This window comes from Streptomyces sp. NPDC048182, from assembly GCF_043202555.1.
In the GTDB taxonomy this organism is placed as follows: Bacteria; Actinomycetota; Actinomycetes; order Streptomycetales; family Streptomycetaceae; genus Streptomyces.
The window spans coordinates 390,666-411,460 of sequence record NZ_JBIDAQ010000006.1; the positions used below are offsets into that span (position 1 = coordinate 390,666).

The following is a 20,795-nucleotide window of genomic DNA, read 5'->3' on the forward strand; positions in this document are numbered from 1 at the left end:
CCCTACGCCCCTTAGATCCCCAGCCCCGGCCGGCGTCCGGGCAGGCGTACCACCTGCACGAAGAAGTCGTCGATCTGCCGGACCGCGGCGATGAACTGGTCCAGGTCGACCGGCTTGGTGACGTACGCGTTGGCGTGCAGCTTGTAGCTGCGCAGGATGTCCTCCTCGGCGGAGGAGGTGGTCAGCACCACCACGGGGATGTCGGTCAGGTCCGCGTCGGACTTGATGCGCTCCAGGACCTGCCGCCCGTCGTACTTGGGCAGGTTGAGGTCGAGCAGGATCAGGTCGGGGCGCGGCGCGCCCTCGTGCTTGCCGCGCCGGTAGAGGAAGTCGAGGGCCTCCTCGCCGTCGCGGACGACGTGCAGCGTGTTGCCGATCTTGTTGTCCTCGAACGCCTCGCGGGTCATCAGCTCGTCGCCGGGGTCGTCCTCGACGAGGAGGACGTCGATCGGGGTCGCGTCGGGAGTCGTCATGTCAGGGCCTTTTCGTCGGTGCGGGAGTCGGTGCCGCCGGCGGTGCCGGGTGAGTCGGATGTCTCGGCGCCCGACGGGAGGGTGAAGCAGAGGCGGGTGCCGCCGGTGTGGGCGGTATCGATCCAGATGCGGCCGCCGTGGTGTTCCACGATCTTCTTGCAGAGTGCCAGACCGATGCCGGTGCCGCCGTACGCGTCCCGGCCGTGCAGCCGCTGGAAGATCACGAAGACCTTCTCGGCGAACTCCTCCGGGATGCCGATGCCGTTGTCCGCGACCGACAGCCGCCAGGCGTCCGGCGTCTCCGGGTCCCGCTCGCAGGTGACGCGGATCAGCGGGGGCCGCTCGGGGTGGCGGAACTTCACGGCGTTGCCGACGAGGTTCTGCAGCAGCATCGTCAGCAGGGTCGGGTCGCCGGTCACCTCGGGCAGCCGCTCGGGCCGCTCGACGCGGGCGCCGGACTCGGTGACGGCGGTGTCCAGGTTGGTCAGCGCCTTGGACAGGGCCTGGTCGAGGTCGACGCCGACGCGGGTGTCGTTGAGGCGGCCGACGCGGGAGAAGGTGAGCAGGTCGTTGATGAGGACCTGCATGCGCTTGGCGCCGTCCACCGCGAAGTCGATGTACTGCCGGCCCCGGTCGTCCAGCTTGTCGCCGTAGCGCTTCTCCAGGAGCTGGCAGAAGGAGGCGACCTTGCGCAGCGGCTCCTGGAGGTCGTGCGAGGCGACGTACGCGAACTGCTCCAGCTCGGCGTTGGAGCGGCGCAGCTCCACCGCCTGGGCGTCCAGGTCGGCGGCCTGCCGGGCGAGGACGTCCTGCTGGCCGTGGGAGGCGTCCAGCTCGGCGACGATCTTCTGCCGCATGTCCTCGACGTCCTCGGCGAGCGCGACCAGGTCGGCCGGGCCCTGGCCGTGGATCTCGTGCTCGAAGTCGCCCTGCGCGACCCGGCGCGAGGACTCGCGCAGCGAGCGCAGCGGGCGGGCCACCAGCATCTGCACCAGCAGGGTGAGGACCAGTCCGGCCAGCAGGAAGACGGTCACCATGCCGGCGAGGGCCAGACTGCGGACCGTGCGGACGTGTTTCATGTGGTCCTTGCCGTCGGCGACGGCCGCGGCGAGGTCCTTGTTCTGGGTGGCCCACACGCCGCGCAGGTCGTCGAAGACCTTCTTGCCGCGCTCGGCGGTGGCCGCGTCCACCGACCGGGGCTGGCCGGGGGTGACGGAGGTCATGAGGGGCTCGGCGTAGGTGCGGCGCCAGTCGGCCCCCGCACGCTGGACCGCCTCCAGGTCCGCGACCAGTTCCGGCCGGTCCCCGATCAGCTCCCGTATCCGGGCGGCGGCGCGGGCCTCGTCCTTCTGCCCCTGGGCATAGGGCTCCAGGAACTGGCGGTCGGTGGCGATGGCGTAGCCGCGCAGGCCGGTCTCCTGGTTCACCAGGGCCGACTGGAGCCGGTACGCCTCGGTCTGGGCCGGCTGGAGGCGGTCGGCGACCTGGTCGGTGGCCTCCGAGGTCTGCCCGAGCACCCGGACGCCGATCACCGTGCCGGCCACGACCAGCAGCACCATGAGGGCCAGCACGACCTGGAACCAGCCCTGCACGGTCATCCGCCGCCCGACCCGACGCCGGGACGCCGGGGCACCGCCGTGCACGGCCGCGCCGCTCTGCGCACCCGCGCCGTCCCGCGCCGTGGCGCTGTCGTCCGCCGCCGCGCCGTCGCGCGCCGCCTTGCCGTCGTCGGCCACCGCGTCGTCCTCCGCCACCGTGCTGTTCTCCGCCGCGCCGCTGTCCGGCACCGCGCTGTCTCTCGTCCCCGCGTCGCTTCCGGGCGCCGCACCGCTGCTGCGGACCGCCCCGCCGCTGCGGACCGCGCCGCTGCCGGGAGCCGCGCCGCTCACCCAGGCACCGCCCTCTGCCGCCGCGGCGTCCATCCGCCCCGGCTCGTCGTCGAGGCGCACCGCACCGTTCTCCGTCACGTCCCGCTTCCGCCCGTTCTCAGTTCCATCGCAGGTGCAGTACGGCCACGTCGTCGTCGAGGCCCCCACGGCTCTCGGCCAGGGCCTCGGCGCGTTCGATCAGGCCGTCCACGAAGGGCGCGGGCTCGTACCCGGCGACCTCGCGGGCCAGCCGCAGCAGGCCGTCCTCGCCCAGGCGCTCCCTGCCCTCGCCGATGTAGCCCTCGAAGAGGCCGTCGGTGAAGAGCACCAGCGCCGCGCCGGCCGGCACGGCCATGTCCCGCTCGGGCCAGTGGGCCCCGCCGGGGACGACGCCGAGCGCGGGGCCGCCGTCGATCTCGACCCACCGCACGCCGCCGTCCGCGGTGCGCAGCAGCATCCCGGGGTGGCCGGCCCGGACGACCCGCACATGCGGGGTGCCCGGGTGGGCGGTGAGCACGGTGAGGGTGGCGAAGACATGGGTGCGGGCCCGCTCCGCGACGAGGATCTCCTCCAAACGGACCAGCTGCTCGGCGCCGGTGATGCCGCTGAGCACCAGGGTGCGCCAGGCGATGCGCAGGGCCACGCCGAGCGCGGCCTCGTCGGGGCCGTGCCCGGAGACGTCGCCGATCAGGGCGTGCACCGAGCCGTCGCCGCTCTGGACGATGTCGTAGAAGTCGCCGCCGAGCAGGGCCTGCGCACGCCCGGGGCGGTAGCGGGTGACGATGTCGACGTCGGCGTCCCGCAGCAGCGGACGCGGCAGCAGGCCGCGTTCCAGGCGGGCGTTCTCCTGGGCCTGCATCTGGCTGGCCTGGAGGGCGACGGCGGCCTGCTCGGCCTGCTTGCGCTGGATCGCGTAGCGCACGGCGCGGCCGAACAGCTCCGGCTCCACCCGGCCCTTGACCAGGTAGTCCTGGGCACCGGCGGCCACCGCCGCGAGCCCGGTCTCCTCCCCGGCTAGGCCGGTGAGCACGACGACGGCGACCTGCTCGTTGACCGACTGGATCATGGACACGGCCTCCAGGCCGCGCGCGTCGGGCAGGTTGAGGTCGAGTAGCACGCAGTCGGGCACCTCGGCCGCGAGCACCTCGCGCGCCTCGGCCATGGACCGCACCCACCGCAGCCGCATCTTCAGCGTGCTGTCGGCGACCAGCTCCTCGACGAGGAGGGCGTCCCCGGCGTCGTCCTCGACCAACAGGACCGAGGGGTCCGGCGACTGCCAAGCCTCCGCCCCGGCTCCGCCCACGCTCCCCGCCTCTCGCACCCTGTCCCCGCACCCTGTCCCCCGGGAAACAACCACTGGGAGTTTACCGGCAGCGCTCGACCAGGTGTTTGCCGGATGCGCACAAAAAGGTCACGACTTCCCCAGGGGTCTGGACCAGGTGCGCATCCGGCGGGGTACGGCGGGTCAGCTCAGGGTGGTCAGGGACGCCGCGTCGAAGGCGGCCAGCTCCCCGAAGCGCCCGGCGAGGACCTTCTCGGCCCACTGCGGGTCCTGGAGCAGGGCGCGTCCCACGGCGACGAGGTCGAACTCGTCACGCTCCATGCGGTCGAGGAGGTCGTCCAGGCCGGCGGCCGGGGCTCCCTCGCCCGCGAAGGACGAGGTGAAGTCGCCGTCCAGGCCGACCGAGCCGACGGAGACGACCGGCTTGCCGGTGAGCTTCTTGGTCCAGCCCGCGAGGTTGAGGTCCGAGCCGTCGAACTCGGGGCGCCAGTAGCGGCGGGTGGAGGCGTGGAAGGCGTCGACGCCGGCCGCGGCGAGCGGGGCGAGGATCGCCTCCAGCTCCTGGGGGGTCTCGGCGAGCCGGGCGGCGTAGTCCTGCTGCTTCCACTGCGAGTAGCGGAAGAGGACCGGGAAGCCGGGCGAGACGGCCGCGCGGACGGCCGCCACGATCTCCCGCGCGAACCGGGCGCGGGAGACCGGGTCGCCGCCGTAGGCGTCGGTACGGCGGTTGGTGCCCGCCCACAGGAACTGGTCGACCAGGTAGCCGTGGGCGCCGTGCAGCTCCACGCCGTCGAAGCCGATGCGCTCGGCCGCGGCGGCGGACTCGGCGAACGCGGCGATCACGTCGTCCAGGTCCTGCTGGGTCATGGCCCGGCCGGTGACCTCGGCGCCCTCGGTGACCAGGCCGGAGGGGCCGACGGCGGGGGCGTCCGCGAAGGGCGGCTCGCCCTGCTTGCGGACCATGCCGATGTGCCACAGCTGCGGCACGATCGCGCCGCCCGCCGCGTGCACGGCGTCCGCGACCCGCGCCCACCCGGCCAGCTGCTCCTCGCCGTGGAACCGGGGCACCCGGTCGCTCTGCCCGGCGGAGTCGTGTCCGACGTACGTCCCCTCGGTGACGATCAGCCCGACGCCGGCGGCGGCGCGGCGGGCGTAGTAGGAGAGGACGTCCTCACCCGGGACACCGCCCGGCGAGAACATGCGGGTCATCGGCGCCATCGCGATGCGGTTGCGGACGGTCAGTCCGTTGATGGCGGCCGGGCGGCCGAGAACCTGGGCCGCGCGGGAGGCGGCGGCCTCCGCGGTGGTGGCGGTCGTCATATGGGGGGCTCCTCGTGGACGGAGGGGTGAGGGATACCACTCGGTATGTGCACGCGCATGGTGCGCCACCCGGCGACAACCCCACCGCCCGTCCGCCCATTCCACGCGTCAGGAACGAGTGACCGGCACCACAACGACCGGTTCCCGGCAGACCGGAGACCTCCGTGGCGCGTCCACCGGCGAAACCGCCCGAGGGCGGCACCCCCTGTCCAACAGGGGGTGCCGCCCTCGGTTCGTGCGACGGACGGGTCCGATCCTCGGGGCGAGCCCCGGTGAGGATCAGAAGTCCATGTCACCGCCCGGCATGCCGCCGCCGGCCGGGGCCGCGGCCTTCTCCGGCTTGTCGGCGATGACGGCCTCGGTGGTGAGGAACAGCGCGGCGATGGACGCGGCGTTCTGCAGGGCGGAACGCGTGACCTTCGCCGGGTCGATGATGCCCTCGGCGATCATGTCGACGTACTCACCGGTCGCGGCGTTCAGGCCGTGGCCGACGGTGAGGTTGCGGACCTTCTCCACCACGACGCCGCCCTCGAGGCCGCCGTTGACGGCGATCTGCTTGAGCGGGGCCTCAAGCGCGAGCTTCACGGCGTTGGCGCCGGTCGCCTCGTCGCCGTCCAGCTCCAGCTTCTCGAAGACCTGGGAGGCCTGGAGCAGGGCCACGCCGCCACCGGCGACGATGCCCTCCTCGACGGCCGCCTTCGCGTTGCGGACGGCGTCCTCGATGCGGTGCTTGCGCTCCTTGAGCTCGACCTCGGTGGCGGCACCGGCCTTGATGACGGCCACGCCGCCGGCCAGCTTCGCCAGGCGCTCCTGGAGCTTCTCGCGGTCGTAGTCCGAGTCGCTGTTCTCGATCTCGGCGCGGATCTGGTTGACGCGGCCGTTGACCTGGTCGGTCGAGCCGGCGCCGTCGACGATGGTGGTCTCGTCCTTGGTGATGACGACCTTGCGGGCGCGGCCCAGGAGGTCCAGGGTCGCGTTCTCCAGCTTGAGGCCGACCTCCTCGGAGATGACCTCGCCGCCCGTGAGGATGGCGATGTCGCCGAGCATGGCCTTGCGGCGGTCGCCGAAGCCCGGGGCCTTGACGGCGACGGACTTGAAGGTGCCGCGGATCTTGTTGACGACCAGGGTCGACAGGGCCTCGCCCTCGACGTCCTCGGCGATGATCAGCAGCGGCTTGCCCGACTGCATGACCTTCTCCAGGAGCGGCAGCAGGTCCTTGACGTTGCCGATCTTGGAGTTGGCGATCAGGATGTACGGGTCGTCCAGGGACGCCTCCATACGCTCCATGTCGGTGGCGAAGTACGCCGAGATGTAGCCCTTGTCGAAGCGCATGCCCTCGGTGAGCTCGAGCTCGAGACCGAAGGTCTGCGACTCCTCGACGGTGATGACGCCTTCCTTGCCGACCTTGTCCATCGCCTCGGCGATCAGCTCGCCGATCTGGGTGTCGGCGGCGGAGATGGAGGCCGTGGAGGCGATCTGCTCCTTGGTCTCGACGTCCTTCGCCTGCTCGAGCAGGGCGGTGGAGACGGCCTCTACGGCCTTCTCGATGCCGCGCTTGAGGGCCATCGGGTTGGCACCCGCGGCCACGTTGCGCAGGCCCTCCTTGACCAGGGCCTGGGCGAGGACGGTGGCGGTGGTCGTACCGTCGCCGGCGACGTCGTCCGTCTTCTTGGCGACTTCCTTGACCAGCTCGGCGCCGATCTTCTCGTACGGGTCCTCGAGCTCGATCTCCTTGGCGATGGAGACGCCGTCGTTGGTGATCGTGGGCGCGCCCCACTTCTTCTCGAGGACGACGTTGCGGCCCTTGGGGCCGAGCGTCACCTTGACGGCGTCCGCGAGCTGGTTCATGCCGCGCTCGAGGCCGCGCCGCGCCTCCTCGTCGAACGCGATGATCTTGGCCATGTGAAGTGGTCCCTCCAGGACTGGGGGTGATTCCTTCGGACCGCGCCCGCGCCCGCGACGGACGGCTCACCGGCCTTGTGGTTCCTTCCCCACCCGGCCCGCGGGCCTCACCGACCCGGTCCTTCGTTGTCACTCTCACCTTCAGAGTGCTAACGCCAATGATTAGCACTCGCCCCCTGCGAGTGCAAGCGCCTCTCCGGGATCGGCGGCCGGAACAGGCCGAAGGGCCCGCACCCCTGGCTGAGGGTGCGGGCCCTCCGGAGAAGAACCGTGCTGCTTGCGGTGGCCGGACGTCTCAGGCGCTGAGGCGAACCATGTCGGCCTGCGGGCCCTTCTGACCCTGCGAGATCTCGAACTCGACCCGCTGGCCTTCTTCGAGGGTGCGGTAACCGTCCATCTGGATCGCGCTGTAGTGGACGAAAACATCCGCACCACCGTCGACCGCGATGAAGCCGTACCCCTTCTCCGCGTTGAACCACTTGACGGTGCCCTGAGCCATGCCTAACTCCCCTGTTACTGGCCCTTGCGCAGATCCACACCTCGCGGATCCGGGTCAGACCTCACTCCCCAACGGGTGGGGGCGTGCGCCGGAACGCGTCGACCGCGGCTGAATGTATCTGTCCAACTGCCGTGTGCAACAGGTCAATCGGACGAGAAATCTGGACGCCACGGGTCCGGAATGTGGGGAGAATGCGGTGGACTTCAGGTCAAGTCGGGCCGCGCAAAGGACCCAAAAGCCGCGAAAAGCGCGCACACTTTGGCTACATCTTGTCGGGCACGGGCGACGGATTTCGAAGATCCCGACCGAGCGGCCGGCGGCGCATTCCCCAACCCTACCGCGCTCAATCACATGGAATTGCCCCCTCCGCATCTCTCACGGAAGGGGCAATGCCGGTCAACGGTGCGTCACGCGGTCAGCCGCCGGCGACCGCCGGGATGATCGAGACGCCGGCGCCGTCCGGCGTCGCCGTCTCCAGGCCCTGCTCGAAGCGCACGTCGTCGTCGTTGACGTACACGTTGACGAAGCGGCGCAGCTTGCCCTGGTCGTCCAGGACGCGGGCGGCGATGCCCGTGTGGTTCTTCTCCAGGTCGGCGATGACCTCGCCCAGGGTGCCGCCGGCGGCGTTCACCTCGGCCTGCCCGCCGGTGTAGGTGCGCAGGATGGTCGGGATGCGGACGGTCACGCTCATGCGAGGCCAGCCTCTCGGAAGGAGTCCAGGTTCGGGCGGATGGTCGCGGTGAGGCCGGTGCCGGCCACCGCGTCCAGGGTCTTCAGGCCGTCGCCGGTGTTGAGAACGACGGTGGTCTTGGCCGGGTCGAGCGCGCCGCTCTCGATGAGCTTGCGGGTGACGCCGACGGTCACGCCGCCCGCGGTCTCCGCGAAGATGCCCTCGGTGCGGGCGAGCAGCTTGATCGCGTCCACGATCTGCTCGTCGGTCACGTCCTCCACGGCGCCGCCGGTGCGGCGGGCGATGTCCAGGACGTAGGGGCCGTCGGCCGGGTTGCCGATGGCGAGCGACTTGGCGATGGTGTCCGGCTTCTGCGGGCGCACCACGTCGTGGCCGGCCTTGAAGGCGGCGGAGACCGGGGAGCAGCCCTCGGCCTGCGCACCGAAGATCTTGTACGGCTTGTCCTCGACCAGGCCGAGCGCGATCAGCTCCTTGAGCCCCTTGTCGATCTTCGTGAGCTGGGAGCCGGAGGCGATCGGGATCACCAGCTGGTCGGGGAGCTGCCAGCCGAGCTGCTCGCAGATCTCGTACGCCAGGGTCTTGGAGCCCTCCGCGTAGTACGGCCGCAGGTTGACGTTGACGAAGCCCCAGCCCTCGCCGGCCGGGTCGCCGATCAGCTCGGAGCAGAAGCGGTTGACGTCGTCGTAGTTGCCCTCGATGCCGACCAGCTCGCCGCCGTAGACCGCGGCCATGACGACCTTGCCCTGCTCCAGGTCGTGCGGGATGAACACGCAGGAGCGGAAGCCGGCCCGGGCGGCGGCGGCGCCGACCGCGCCGGCCAGGTTGCCGGTGGAGGAGCAGGACAGGGTGGTGAAGCCGAAGGCGCGGGCGGCCTCCAGGGCCTGCGCGACGACGCGGTCCTTGAAGGAGTGCGTCGGGTTGCCGGAGTCGTCCTTGACGTAGAGGCCGCCGGTGACGCCCAGCTCGCGGGCGAGGTTGTCGGCCTTGACCAGCTTGGTCCAGCCCGGGTTCAGGTTCGGCTTCTCGGCCACGTCGGCGGGGACGGGCAGCAGCGGCGCGTACCGCCAGATGTTCGCGGGGCCCGCCTCGATCGTCCGGCGCAGCTCCTCGGGGTCGTGGCCCGAGAAGTCGTAGGCGATCTCCAGCGGGCCGAAACACTCCTCGCAGGCGAAGAGCGGGCCGAGCGGGACGCGGTGGCCGCATTCGCGGCAGGAGAGCGCGGTGGCGGGACCGAGGTCGGTCGCGGAAGCGGTGGTGGTGCTTTCAGCAGTGGTGCTTTCGGCAGTCTGCACAGCCATGTGAGGCGAGGCCCTTTCTCCTCATCTTCCTCACGACGCATCTCGTCGCGAGACGGAATTGGCACCTTCCCGAGCCGGGAGCCTCGCGATGGCGAGACCGGCTGGAGGGTTGCCGGGGCTTCAACGGGCCGTTCCCTCTGCCCCTCTGGATGAGCGGTATGCGGTTGTGTCTGCGGTTGTCGGCGCCCGGGCCCCCGGCATGCGGAGGTCACCGGCGCTGTTCAAGACTGTAACCGAAGGCCAGGACACTTGAGATAGTCGTCCGTACCGCGAGATGGATCACAGAGGAGCCGCCGACCGTGCTGGAAGAAGTCGAGCGCTGGCTGAGCACGCGCTCCTGGTCCGCCGCCGACCGGCCGCTCGCCCGGCTTCTCGCGGCCAAGCGGGCCACCGGCCAGACGGTCAGCGTGGTGCTGCCCGCCCTGGACGAGGAGGCGACGGTCGGGCAGATCGTCGCGGTGATCCGGCGCGAGCTGATGGAGCGGGCGCCCCTGGTGGACGAGGTCGTGGTGATCGACTCCGGCTCCACCGACCGCACCTCCGAGGTGGCCGCGGCGGCCGGCGCCCGCGTGGTGCACCGCGACGAGGTGCTGCCCCGGCTGCCGGCCGTGCCCGGCAAGGGCGAGGTGCTGTGGCGCTCGCTGCTGGTGACCGGCGGCGACATCGTCTGCTTCGTCGACGCCGACCTGCGCGACTTCTCGGCCGACTTCGTCTCCGGCATCGTCGGCCCGCTGCTCACCGACCCGGAGCTGCACCTGGTCAAGGCGATGTACGACCGCCCCCTCGGGGAGGCCGCCGGCGAGGGCGGCCGGGTCACCGAGCTGGTCGCCAGGCCGCTGCTCAACCTGCACTGGCCCCGGCTGGCCGGCTTCGTGCAGCCCCTCGGCGGCGAGTACGCGGCCCGGCGCACGCTCCTGGAGCGGCTGCCGTTCCCGGTCGGCTACGGCGTGGAGCTGGGCCTCCTCGTGGACGCCCTGCACCTGGTCGGCCTGGACGCGCTGGCACAGGTCGACGTGGGGGTGCGGCTGCACCGGCACCAGGACGGGCGGGCGCTCGGCCGGATGGCCGCGGCGATCTACCGCACGGCCCAGCTGCGCCTGGCGCGCGGCCATCTGGTGCGGCCCTCGCTGACCCAGTTCGAACGCGGCGCGGACGGCTTCGAGCCGCGCACGTACGCCGTGGACACCGAGGAGCGCCCGCCGATGGCGGAGCTGGCGGAGTACGCGGCGCGGAGAGTGGCGTGAACTCGGGAAACGCGCGACGGCGTACGCGTGTTTGAGCGCTCGGGGGCCGGGCTACGTTGAGGCGTATGTCGACGTTCGGTGATGCCCAGGTGCTGGTGGCCTCCAATCGCGGGCCGGTCTCCTACGAGGTGCGGGAGGACGGCTCCCTGCGCGCGAAACGCGGCGGGGGCGGGCTGGTGTCCGGGCTGTCGGCCATCGGCCCCGACGCGGGGGCGCTGTGGGTGTGCTCCGCGCTCGGCGAGGGCGACCGCGAGGCGGTGCGGCAGGGCGTCGGCGAGGACGGCGTGCGGATGCTGGACGTGCCGGCCGAGGTGCACGCGGACGCGTACAACGGGATCGCCAACTCGGTGCTGTGGTTCGTGCACCACATGCTGTACCAGACCCCGCTGGAGCCCGTCTTCGACGCCGAGTTCCGCCGCCAGTGGGCGTCCTACGAGGCGTACAACCGGGCCTTCGCCGAGGCCCTTGCCGAGGAGGCCGCCGAGGGGGCGGTCGCCGTCGTGCAGGACTACCACCTGGTGCTGGTCCCCGGCATGCTCCGCGAGCTCCGTCCCGACCTGCGCATCGGGCACTTCTCGCACACGCCCTGGGCGCCGGTCGACTACTTCCGGATGCTGCCCGACGACATCGCCGAGCAGGTGCTGCGCTCGATGCTCGGCGCCGACCGGCTCGGCTTCCTGACCCGGCGCTGGGCGGACGCCTTCACCGCCTGCTGCGACGCGCTGGTGGGCGGCACGGGCGGCACGGAGATCGGCGTGCACGGGCTCGGCGCCGACGCCGACTTCCTGCGCAAGCGGTCCCACGAGGCGGACGTCGACGAGCGGATGGCGGCGCTGCGCGAGCAGATCGGTGAGGGCCGGCGCACCATCGTCCGGGTCGACCGCACCGAGCTGTCGAAGAACATCGTGCGCGGCCTGCACGCCTACCGGCAGCTGCTCGCCGGCCGCCCCGAGTGGCGCGAGCGCGTCGTGCACGTGGCCTTCGCCTACCCCTCGCGGCAGGACCTCGCCGTGTACCGGGACTACACGGCCGAGGTGCAGCGGGTCGCCGAGGAGATCAACGCCGAGTACGGCACGGCCGGGTGGACGCCGGTCGTGCTGCACGTCGAGGACGACTTCGCCCGCTCCCTGGCCGCCTACCGGCTGGCCGACGTGGCCCTCGTCAACCCCATCCGCGACGGCATGAACCTGGTCGCCAAGGAGGTCCCGCTCGTCTCCGACCAGGGCTGCGCGCTGGTGCTGTCGCGCGAGGCGGGGGCGTACGAGGAGCTGGGCGAGGACGCGATCGTAGTCAACCCGTACGACATCACCGGCACCGCGGATGCCCTCCACCGGGCGCTGACCCTGCCGTCGGCGGAGCGGGTCGCGCGCAGCGAGCGCCTCGCGGCAGCGGGGACGGCGCTGCCGCCGGCCCGGTGGTTCATGGAGCAGCTGGAGGCGCTGCGGGGCTAGGGGGGCGGAGGGCGCGGGTCGTGGTCGCCTGCGGGCGCGTCGTGGCTGGTCGCGCCCACGCGGCGGAGCCGCAGATCGACACAGCCCCGCGCCCCTAGGGCATGCAGTCACGTCGGCCGCACGTGTGCCGCCGCTGCCCCCAGGCGCGCCCTAGCCGAGCGCCGCTGACAGGGCGCGCAGCAGGCGCACCACGCCCGCCGGGCCGTCCACCGTCAGGTCGGCCCGGTCGCGCAGCTTCGTGACCTCGTCGCTGCCGCTGCACACCAGGAGGCCCGGGGTGCCGGCGGCGCGGAGGGCGTCGACGGCGGCGAAGGCGGGCAGGTCGCCGAGGTCGTCGCCGGCGTAGAGGACCGAGGTCGCGCCGGCCGCACGGGCGTACTCGCGCAGCGCCACGCCCTTGTCCATGCCCGGCGGGCGCAGTTCCAGGACCATCCGGCCGGGCTCCACGACCAGGCCGTTGCGCTCGGCGAGGGCGGTCAGGGGGCCGCGCAGGGCGTCGAAGGCGGCCTGGGGGTCGGGGGCGCGGCGGGTGTGGACGGCCACGGCGTGCCCCTTCTCCTCCAGCCACGCGCCCCCGACCCCGGCGAGCAGGCTCGGCAGCTCGGCGCGTACGGCGGCGACGCCGGGGTGCGGGGCGGGGGCGGAGAGGGTGCCGGTGGCGGCGTCCCAGCGCTCGGCGCCGTAGTGGCCGAGGACGACGAGGTGCTCCAGGCCCGGCACGTCCGCGAAGCCGCCGTGCTCGACGGCGACGGCGGCCGGGCGGCCGGTGATCACCGCGACGGAGGCGAGCCGGGGGGCCAGGGCCGCCAGCGCGGGCACGGCGTCGGGGTGGGCGCGGGCCCGGTCGGGGTCCGGCACGATCGGCGCGAGGGTCCCGTCGAAGTCCAGCGCGACGACCGCCCCGCCGGGCCGCGCGAGCAGCGCGTCGAGCCCGTCGCGCCCGGCCCGGGACGACGGCACGGGAAGGTCTGCTGAGGTGGAGTACGCGTGGCTGCCCATGGCCGGAACCTATCCCGCGTGCGGGAATCGACGCCTCAGCGCTCCGCGCGCCGCGCCTCCCGCACCCGGCGCAGCCGGTTGACCGTCACCGGGTCGGCGGCCAGGGCGCGGGGATCGTCGAGGAGGGCGTTGAGCAGCTGGTAGTACCGCACCGGCGCCAGCCCCAGCTCCTCCCGCACGGCCCGCTCCTTCGCCCCGGGCCCCGGAAACCCGCGCCGCTCCAGGGCGAGGATGTCCAGCTCCCGGCGCTCCAGCGGTCCGTCGTCCATGCCGGGCAGCCTAACTGCCGCTGTCCGCCCGCACCGCCGACGACTGGATATCGGTCAGGACCGCCTTCGGGCTGCCGCCGGAGACGACCGTCTGGCCGATGCGCTTCTTGACGTCCGCGCTGACCGAGGCCCAGGACGCGTCGCCGACCGGGTACAGCTCCGAGAGCAGGAGCTCGTCCAGGAAGGGCTTGAGGGCCTTGTCCTCGGCGGCCGACGACATGGTCTCCGACGCCGAGGTGGTGACCGGCAGGAGGTCGTACTCGCGGGAGAAGTCCAGGACGTTGTCGTCGCTGTAGACGAAGTCGAGGAAGTCGCCGATCTGGTCCTGGTGGCCGTTCTTCTTGAAGGCCGTCATCCAGTCGCTCACCCCGAGGGTGTTCTTGCTCTCCCCGTCGATGCCCGGCGTCGGCACCATGCCGTACTTCACGCCCTTGGCGGAGGCCGCCTTCATCAGCGACGGGTGGCCGTTGAGCATGCCGACGTCGCCGCGCGTGAAGGCGGCGAAGGCGTCGGCGCGGTTCAGCTTGCCGGGCGCGACCGGGCCGGTCAGGCCGGGGCCGACCAGGTCGTCCTTGAGCCAGGTGAAGGTGTCGACGTTCTGCGGGGAGTCGACGGAGTAGGTGCCGACGGTGTCGGTGTAGCCGCCCCCGCCGCTGAGCATCCACTGCATCGTCTCGGCCTGCGCCTCCTCGGGCCCGAGCGGCAGCGCGTAGGGGTACTTCACGCCCTCCGACTTCAGCGCCCGCGCGGCCGAGGCCAGCTCGTCCCAGGTCTTCGGCGGGGTGGCGCCGGCCTTGGCGAACAGGGCCTTGTTGTAGAACAGCACCCGCGTCGAGGCCGCGAACGGCATCCCGTACTGCACCCCCCGCACCTGCCCGGCCGCCGCCAGCTGCGAGACGAAGTCGGCCTGGACGGGGATGGAGAGCAGGTCGTCGGCGCGGTAGAGCAGCCCCCTCGCCGCGTAGTCGGAGTACGCGCCGATCTGCGCCATGTCCGGCGGGTCGCCGGCGTCGACCATCTCGCGGACCTTGCGGTCGACGTCGTTCCAGGAGTAGACGGACACCTCGACGTGCGTGTCCGGGTGCTGGGACTCGTACGCCTTGGCCAGCTCGTTCCAGTAGGCCTGCGAGCCGTTGGCCCTGCTGTCGCCGTAGTCGGCGGCGACCAGCTTCAGGGTCGTCGTGTCGGAGTCGCCGGTGAGCCCGCAGCCGCCGAGGGCCGCCGTCATGCCCACCGCGGACACCATCGCGGTCATTGCCGTCCTACGCCGCTGCACCCTCACTGCCCCAACCCCGCTGCCGCCGTACCCCGAGCACGCGCGGACGTCACCGCGCGTTCACTTACCGGACTAAGGTCTACACCACCCCAATGGACTAGACCTCTCCCGGGTGTAAGGGCCACACTGTCCCCCGTGAGACATGTCATCGCCCTCGACGTGGGCGGCACCGGGATGAAGGCCGCCCTCGCGGGACCCGAGGGCGAGCTGCTGCACCAGGCGCGCCGGGCCACCGGGCGCGACCGGGGCCCCGAGGCGGTCGTCGCCGAGATCCTGGACTTCGCCGCCGAACTGCGCGCTCTCGGCGCCGAGCGGTACGGCGAGAGCGCCGCCGCGGCCGGTGTCGCGGTGCCCGGCATCGTCGACGACGCCGAAGGCATCGCCGTCTACGCCGCCAACCTCGGCTGGCGCGACGTCCCGCTGCGCGCCCTGCTCACCGAGCGGCTCGGCGGCATCCCCGTCGCCCTCGGCCACGACGTGCGCACCGGCGGCCTCGCCGAGGGCCGGATCGGGGCAGGGCACGGCGCCGACCGGTTCCTGTTCGTGCCGCTGGGCACCGGCATCGCCGGCGCGATCGGCGTGGACGGCCGGGTGGAGGCGGGGGCGCACGGCTTCGCCGGCGAGATCGGCCACATCGTCGTCCGCCCCGGCGGGCTGGCCTGCCCGTGCGGGCAGCGCGGCTGCCTGGAGCGGTTCGCCTCCGCGTCGGCGGTCAGCCTGGCCTGGGCCGAGGCGTGCGGCGACCCGGCGGCGGACGCCGCCGACTGCGCCAAGGCCGTCGAGTCGGGCGACGTCCGCGCCGTCGCCGTCTGGCAGGCCGCGGTGGACGCGCTCGCCGACGGCCTGGTCACCGCGCTCACCCTGCTGGACCCGCGGGTCCTGATCATCGGTGGCGGGCTGGCCGAGGCGGGGGAAACCTTGTTCACACCGCTGCGGGACGCCGTCCGGCGGCGGGTCACCTTCCAGAAGCTGCCGGAGATCGTCCCCGCGGCCCTGGGCGACACGGCCGGCTGCCTGGGCGCGGGCCTGCTGGCCTGGGACCTGCTGCACGCGGGCTCCCCCACCCCCACTCATCCGGAGGTAACCACCTGATGGCCCCAAGCAAGGTTCTCGCCGGCGCCCGGGTGGTCCTGCCCACCGGCACCGTGGACGACGGCCGCGTGGTCGTGGACGGCACGCGGATCGCCGAGGCGGCGCCCCCGGATGCCGAGACCTACGACCTCGCCGGCCACTGGGTGGTCCCCGGCTTCGTGGACCTGCACAACCACGGCGGCGGCGGCGCCTCCTTCGCCGGCGGCGACGCCGAGGCGGTGCTCAAGGGCGTGCACACGCACCGCCTGCACGGCACCACCACCCTGGTCGCCTCCGCCGTCACCGGCGACCTGGACTTCCTCGCCCGGCACGCCGGGATGCTCGCCGAACTGGCCCAGCAGGGCGACATCGCGGGCATCCACTTCGAGGGCCCCTTCATCTCCCCGTGCCGCAAGGGCGCGCACGACGAGACGCTGCTGCGCGACCCCGACCCGGCGGAGGTCCGCAAGCTGATCGACGCGGCGCACGGCCACGCCAAGATGATGACGCTCGCCACCGAGCTGCCCGGCGGCCTGGACTCCGTCCGCCTCCTGACCGAGCACGGCGTGATCGCGGCGGTCGGCCACACCGACGCCACCTACGAGCAGACGCTCCAGGCCATCGACGCCGGCGCCACCGTCGCCACCCACCTCTTCAACGCGATGCCCCCGCTCGGCCACCGCGACCCGGGGCCGATCACCGCCCTCCTGGAGGACGAGCGGATCACCGTCGAGCTGATCAACGACGGCACCCATCTGCACCCGGCCGCGCTCCAACTGGCCTTCCACCACGCCGGCGCCGCCCGGGTCGCCTTCATCACCGACGCGATGGACGCGGCCGGCTTCGGCGACGGCCGCTATCTGCTCGGCCCGCTGGAGGTCGAGGTCCGCGAGGGCGTGGCCCGGCTGGTGGAGGGCGGCTCCATCGCCGGCTCGACGCTCACCCTGGACCGCGCCTTCAAGCGGGCGGTCACGGTGGACGGCCTCGCGGTGGAGGACGTGGTCACCGCCATCTCCGCCAACCCGGCCCGCCTCCTCGGCCTCGCCGACCGGATCGGCTCCCTGGAGCCGGGCAAGGACGCCGACCTGGTGGTCCTGGACGCGGGCTTCGACGTGGTGGGCGTGATGCGGCGCGGCGAGTGGATCGTGGAACCCCAGCTCGCCCCCTAGGCCGCTCGGCCTCGATTTGGCATGATCGTGTTCCCGGAAGGTTCCCGGAAGATCCTTTGCAGGCGTCTTCCGCCCTTTCCGCGACCCACTCATGCATGCACGCAGCGACCGGGGGAGGTCGGCACCGGTGATCCTCACCGTCACCCTGAACACCGCGCTGGACGTCACCTATCGCGTCCCGGCGCTACAGCCGCACGCCTCGCACCGGGTGCGGGAGGTGACCGAGCGCCCCGGCGGCAAGGGCCTGAACGTGGCCCGCGTGCTGGCCGCGCTCGGGCACGAGGTGACGGTCACCGGCTTCGCGGGCGGCGCCACCGGGGCCGTCGTGCGCGAGGGCCTCGCGGGCACGGACCGGGTGACGGACGCGCTGGTGCCGCTGGCGGGGCAGACCCGCCGCACGGTCGCCGTCGTGGACGAGACCACCGGCGACACCACCCAGTTCAACGAGCCGGGCCCGACCGTCTCGCCCGCCGAGTGGCGGGCCTTCCAGGACGCCTACGAGTCCCTGCTGGCCGGCGCCGCCGCGGTCGCCCTGTGCGGCAGCCTGCCGCCGGGGGTGCCGGTGGGGGCGTACGCCGGTCTGGTGCGGGACGCGCGCGCCGCGGGGGTGCCGGTGCTGCTCGACACCAGCGGGGAGCCGCTGCGCCGGGCGATCGCCGCCCGGCCCGACCTGATCAAGCCCAACGCCGACGAGCTGGCCGAGCTGACCGGCTCGCACGACCCGGTGCGCGCCACGCACTCCGCCCGCCGCCGCGGGGCCCGCGCGGTGGTCGCCTCGCTCGGCGCGGAGGGACTGCTCGCGGTGACCCCGGAGGGCCGCTGGCGCGCCGCCCCGCCGGCCCGGGTGCGGGGCAATCCGACCGGCGCGGGCGACTCGGCGGTGGCGGGCCTGCTCTCCGGCCTGGTGGAGGACCTCCCCTGGCCGGCCCGGCTGACCCGCGCGGTCGCCCTCTCGGCGGCGACGGTGCTCTCCCCGACGGCCGGCGAGTTCGACTCCCGGGCCTACGAGGACCTGCTCGGCCGGGGCATCGCGGTGACGGCCGAAGCCGCGTAACCGGCCGCCCTAGTCGCGCTTGACCTGGCCGGCCTTCAGGTGGAACTGGTCGAGCAGCACGTTGCACTTGTCGCCCTCGGCGCAGGACAGCGTGATGGTGTTGGTGCCCTTGGTGAGCGACGGCCAGGCGTAGGTCTCCGTCCAGCCCTTGGCGAAGTCGCCGCCCTTCGCCTGGGCGAAGTTGCCCAGGTTCAGCTTGTTGCCGAACGGCTTGCCGTTGACCGTGAGGGTCATCGACTGGTCCTCGTCGGTGGTGCTGTAGTTGGCGAAGAGGGTGTAGACGCCGTCCTTCGGTATGCCGTTGACCTGCCAGGTCACCGAGGCGCCGGGCTGGTTCAGATTGCCCACGTACGCCCCGCCGTCGGCCTTCGCGCCCGGGACGTCGGTCGCCGTGGCGACCCCCGGCGACAGGCGGAGCGCCTTCGCGTCGGTCTTCGGCAGCTCGGCCGCCGGCTCGCCCCCGTCGCCGGCGGACGGCGTCGGGTCGGTCGGCTGGGCGGACGGGGCCTGGGTGGCGGCGCCGGCGGCCTGCGAGTCGTCGCCCTTGCCGTCGTCGTCCGTGCCGCTGCTGGTCATCGCCACCGCGATGCCGACGACGACCGCGGCGACCACCGCGACCGCGCCGATCAGCAGGCCCTTGGTGTTGGGACCCCGGCGCCCGCCGCCGCCACCGCTGCCGCCCGCACCGCGCTGCGGCTGCTGCGGGCCCGAGGGGGCGCCGCCGCCCGGGAAGGTCTCCGGCGCGGCGTAGTGCGCGTTGGGCTGCCCGTAGGCGCCCTGCTGCTGGGGCGGCGCGGCCTGCGCGTACGCGGCGGTCGGCGCGGTGCCCTGGCCCTGCGGCGCTCCGTACTGCGGCGCCCCGTACTGCCGGGCGCCGACGGGCCGCACCCGGTTGACCGAGCCCGGGTAGCCGTAGCCACCGGACGGCGGCTGGGCCCCGTTGGCCTGCCCGTCGGCGTACAGATAGCCGAAGGGGTCGTCGTCCTCGGGCGTGCTCGCGCCGTTGTTGCCGGGCGTCATCCCTTGGTCTCCTCACCAGGTGCGGGTGCTGTTGCGATTCGAGTGGCGATACGAGCCGTAAGAGGCCGAGCCTACCCGCTCCCGCTGGGCCGAACGGGTGACCGGTCGCACGTCAACCCGCTGACCTGGGGCTCATCCCGCCCGGCGATGCTGTTTGGGACGAGATCGTTTCTCTACGTACATCCGCTCGTCGGCGGACTTCAACACTTCGTCCGCGGTCATGCCGCAGTGCGCCCAGCCGATGCCGAAGCTGGCGCCCACCCGGACGGCCCGGCCCTCGGCGCGGATCGGCTGGATGATCTCGTTGCGCAGCCGCACCGCGAGGTCGGCGGCGTCGGCCCGGCCGAGCCCGTCGGCGAGGACGACGAACTCGTCGCCGCCGAGCCGGGCCACCGTGTCCCCGTCGCGCAGCCCGCCGCTGAGGCGCCGGGCGACCTCGATCAGCACGGCGTCACCGGCGTTGTGCCCGAACCGGTCGTTGATCGACTTGAAGCCGTCCAGGTCGCAGAAGAGCACCGCGAGGCCCTTCGCCCCGTCGTCCGGCCCTTCCGGGCCGTCTTCCGGGGCGGTGACGTGCTCGTGGTGGTCGAAGGCCCCGTACGGCCCGGCGGCGGCCGGGGCGAAGTCGTCCGGGGGCGCCGAGAAGTCGTAGGTGTGGCCGCCGGAGTCGATCACTGGGTGCCCGTACGCCGCGTCCATCGCGTCGGCGACGGCCGCGTGCCCGGCGGCGGCCTGCGGGCGCCGGCACAGCCGGGCGGCGAGCCGGGCGCGCAGCTCGGCGGAGTTGGGCAGGCCGGTCAGGGAGTCGTGGGAGGCGCGGTGGGCGAGCTGGAGCTCGCGGCGCTTGCGCTCCTCGATGTCCTCGACGTGGGTGAGCAGGAAGCGGGGCCCGTCGGCGGCGTCGGCGACGACGCTGTTGCGCAGCGAGACCCATACGTAGCTGCCGTCGCGCCGGCCCAGGCGCAGCTCGGCTCGGCCGCCCTCGGCGGAGGTGCGCAGCAGGGTGCCGATGTCCTCGGGGTGGACCAGGTCGGAGAAGGCGTAGCGGCGCATCGCGGAGGCCTGGCGGCCCAGCAGGCGGCACAGGGCGTCGTTGGTGCGCAGGATCCGCCCGTGCTGGTCGCCGCCCATCTCGGCGATGGCCATGCCGGAGGGGGCGTACTCGAAGGCCTGCCGGAAGCTCTCCTCGCTGGCGCGCAGGGCCTGCTGGTCGCGCTCCAGGCGTATCAGGGCGCGCTGCATGTTGGAGCGCAGGCGGGCGTTGGTGATGGCTATCGCGGCCTGGAAGGCGTACATCTGCAGGGCCTCGCGGCCCCAGGCGCCGGGCAGCCGGCCGTTGCGCGGCCGGTCCACGGAGAGCACGCCGACCAGCTCGCCGCTGCTGGTGCCGCCGGGCGGCCCGGGCGCGTACATCGGGGCGAAGAGGCGGTCGGAGGGGTGCCACTCGTCCTCGAAGCGGGGCGCGGGGCCGTCGGTGTACCACTGCGGGACGTCGTCGTCGTCCAGCACCCAGCCCTCGCTGTGCGGGATGAAGACCAGCCCGCCCCACTGCCGGCCCATGCCGAGCCGGCGGTCCCAGGACGCGCGGGAGCCGGTGCGGCCGGTGATCAGCGCCTCGGCGGCCTGGTTCCCGGAGAAGGCCGCGACGACGAGATCGCCGTCGGGGCGGACCAGGTTCACGCAGGCCAGCTCGTACCCGAGCGCGGCGACGACGCCGTCGGCGACGGTCTGCAGGGTGTCGGCCAGGCTGCGGGCGGTGTTCATGTCGGCCATGACCTGGTGCAGTTGCCGCAGGGAGGCCAGGCGGACATAGGGCTCCGACTCGGTCTCCATGCTCACCCTCCCCCCGAGACCCCACCGAACGATGCCCTTGCACTGAATCACAGCGCGCTGCTCACTCGGTACACAG

General features: G+C 73.0%; 18 protein-coding genes and 1 riboswitch. Of the genes, 5 read left to right on the top strand and 13 right to left on the bottom strand.

Annotated features, from left to right (window positions below; translation table 11 throughout):
• Positions 1-11: 11 nt before the first annotated feature.
• From ACGFZL_RS15225 to thrC, 8 genes are all read right to left on the bottom strand, one after another.
• Complete coding sequence (locus ACGFZL_RS15225; RefSeq protein WP_393691803.1) at positions 12-473, bottom strand: response regulator; 462 nt, start codon at positions 471-473, stop codon at positions 12-14.
• Positions 470-2,071, bottom strand: coding sequence for an ATP-binding protein (locus ACGFZL_RS15230; RefSeq protein ID WP_393691906.1), 1,602 nt, complete (start codon positions 2,069-2,071; stop codon positions 470-472). Before ACGFZL_RS15230 ends, ACGFZL_RS15225 begins: the two co-directional genes overlap by 4 nt.
• A gap of 388 nt (positions 2,072-2,459) precedes the next feature.
• Positions 2,460-3,644, bottom strand: a complete 1,185-nt coding sequence (locus ACGFZL_RS15235) for a PP2C family protein-serine/threonine phosphatase (RefSeq protein WP_393691805.1) — start codon at positions 3,642-3,644, stop codon at positions 2,460-2,462.
• 162 nt (positions 3,645-3,806) lie between these two features.
• Positions 3,807-4,943 (bottom strand): NADH:flavin oxidoreductase, encoded by a 1,137-nt coding sequence (locus ACGFZL_RS15240; protein WP_355172380.1) that lies wholly within the window; start codon positions 4,941-4,943, stop codon positions 3,807-3,809.
• A 279-nt stretch (positions 4,944-5,222) separates the two neighbouring features.
• A complete protein-coding gene (groL, locus tag ACGFZL_RS15245) occupies positions 5,223-6,845 on the bottom strand; it encodes a chaperonin GroEL (RefSeq protein ID WP_355172382.1) in 1,623 nt (540 codons plus the stop codon).
• Between the two features lie 295 nt (positions 6,846-7,140).
• A complete protein-coding gene (locus tag ACGFZL_RS15250) occupies positions 7,141-7,344 on the bottom strand; it encodes a cold-shock protein (protein ID WP_004929928.1) in 204 nt (67 codons plus the stop codon).
• A gap of 415 nt (positions 7,345-7,759) precedes the next feature.
• A complete protein-coding gene (locus ACGFZL_RS15255) occupies positions 7,760-8,035 on the bottom strand; it encodes a MoaD/ThiS family protein (protein WP_393691808.1) in 276 nt (91 codons plus the stop codon).
• On the bottom strand, positions 8,032-9,333 hold the full coding sequence (gene thrC / locus ACGFZL_RS15260; RefSeq protein ID WP_393691810.1) for a threonine synthase: 1,302 nt from the start codon (positions 9,331-9,333) through the stop codon (positions 8,032-8,034). Before thrC ends, ACGFZL_RS15255 begins: the two co-directional genes overlap by 4 nt.
• An 18-nt stretch (positions 9,334-9,351) precedes the next feature.
• Positions 9,352-9,489: riboswitch (SAM riboswitch) on the bottom strand.
• Between the two features lie 143 nt (positions 9,490-9,632).
• Between thrC and ACGFZL_RS15265 the strand changes: the two genes are divergently transcribed.
• Both ACGFZL_RS15265 and ACGFZL_RS15270 read left to right on the top strand, forming a co-directional pair.
• Complete coding sequence (locus ACGFZL_RS15265) at positions 9,633-10,577, top strand: glucosyl-3-phosphoglycerate synthase (RefSeq protein ID WP_393691812.1); 945 nt, start codon at positions 9,633-9,635, stop codon at positions 10,575-10,577.
• Between the two features lie 65 nt (positions 10,578-10,642).
• Entirely contained in the window at positions 10,643-12,028 is a 1,386-nt protein-coding gene (locus ACGFZL_RS15270) for a trehalose-6-phosphate synthase (RefSeq protein ID WP_393691814.1), read from the top strand.
• Between the two features lie 150 nt (positions 12,029-12,178).
• Here the strand turns inward: ACGFZL_RS15270 and otsB are convergent, their stop codons facing one another.
• From otsB to ACGFZL_RS15285, 3 genes are read right to left on the bottom strand one after another with little or no spacing between them, the layout of a single operon-like run.
• The gene (gene otsB, locus ACGFZL_RS15275) at positions 12,179-13,027 is read right to left on the bottom strand and encodes a trehalose-phosphatase (protein ID WP_393691816.1); all 849 of its coding nucleotides are present in this window, start codon (positions 13,025-13,027) and stop codon (positions 12,179-12,181) included.
• 35 nt (positions 13,028-13,062) lie between these two features.
• Positions 13,063-13,296, bottom strand: coding sequence for a DUF3263 domain-containing protein (locus ACGFZL_RS15280; RefSeq protein WP_355172394.1), 234 nt, complete (start codon positions 13,294-13,296; stop codon positions 13,063-13,065).
• A gap of 10 nt (positions 13,297-13,306) precedes the next feature.
• Positions 13,307-14,542: an ABC transporter substrate-binding protein gene (locus ACGFZL_RS15285; RefSeq protein ID WP_393691908.1), complete on the bottom strand. Its 1,236-nt coding sequence runs from the start codon at positions 14,540-14,542 to the stop codon at positions 13,307-13,309.
• A 204-nt stretch (positions 14,543-14,746) separates the two neighbouring features.
• Between ACGFZL_RS15285 and ACGFZL_RS15290 the strand changes: the two genes are divergently transcribed.
• The 3 genes from ACGFZL_RS15290 to ACGFZL_RS15300 all read left to right on the top strand — a co-directional run bounded on the left by ACGFZL_RS15290 (position 14,747) and on the right by ACGFZL_RS15300 (position 17,866).
• Positions 14,747-15,664, top strand: coding sequence for an ROK family protein (locus tag ACGFZL_RS15290; RefSeq protein ID WP_393691910.1), 918 nt, complete (start codon positions 14,747-14,749; stop codon positions 15,662-15,664).
• A complete protein-coding gene (nagA, locus tag ACGFZL_RS15295; protein ID WP_393691818.1) occupies positions 15,664-16,812 on the top strand; it encodes an N-acetylglucosamine-6-phosphate deacetylase in 1,149 nt (382 codons plus the stop codon). The genes ACGFZL_RS15290 and nagA overlap by 1 nt, the downstream gene beginning before the upstream one ends.
• A 127-nt stretch (positions 16,813-16,939) precedes the next feature.
• On the top strand, positions 16,940-17,866 hold the full coding sequence (locus ACGFZL_RS15300; RefSeq protein ID WP_393691820.1) for a 1-phosphofructokinase family hexose kinase: 927 nt from the start codon (positions 16,940-16,942) through the stop codon (positions 17,864-17,866).
• A 9-nt stretch (positions 17,867-17,875) separates the two neighbouring features.
• Here the strand turns inward: ACGFZL_RS15300 and ACGFZL_RS15305 are convergent, their stop codons facing one another.
• Entirely contained in the window at positions 17,876-18,886 is a 1,011-nt protein-coding gene (locus ACGFZL_RS15305; protein ID WP_393691822.1) for a carbohydrate-binding protein, read from the bottom strand.
• Positions 18,887-19,018: 132 nt separating this feature from the next.
• The gene (cdgB, locus tag ACGFZL_RS15310) at positions 19,019-20,719 is read right to left on the bottom strand and encodes a diguanylate cyclase CdgB (RefSeq protein WP_393691824.1); all 1,701 of its coding nucleotides are present in this window, start codon (positions 20,717-20,719) and stop codon (positions 19,019-19,021) included.
• Positions 20,720-20,795 lie beyond the last annotated feature (76 nt).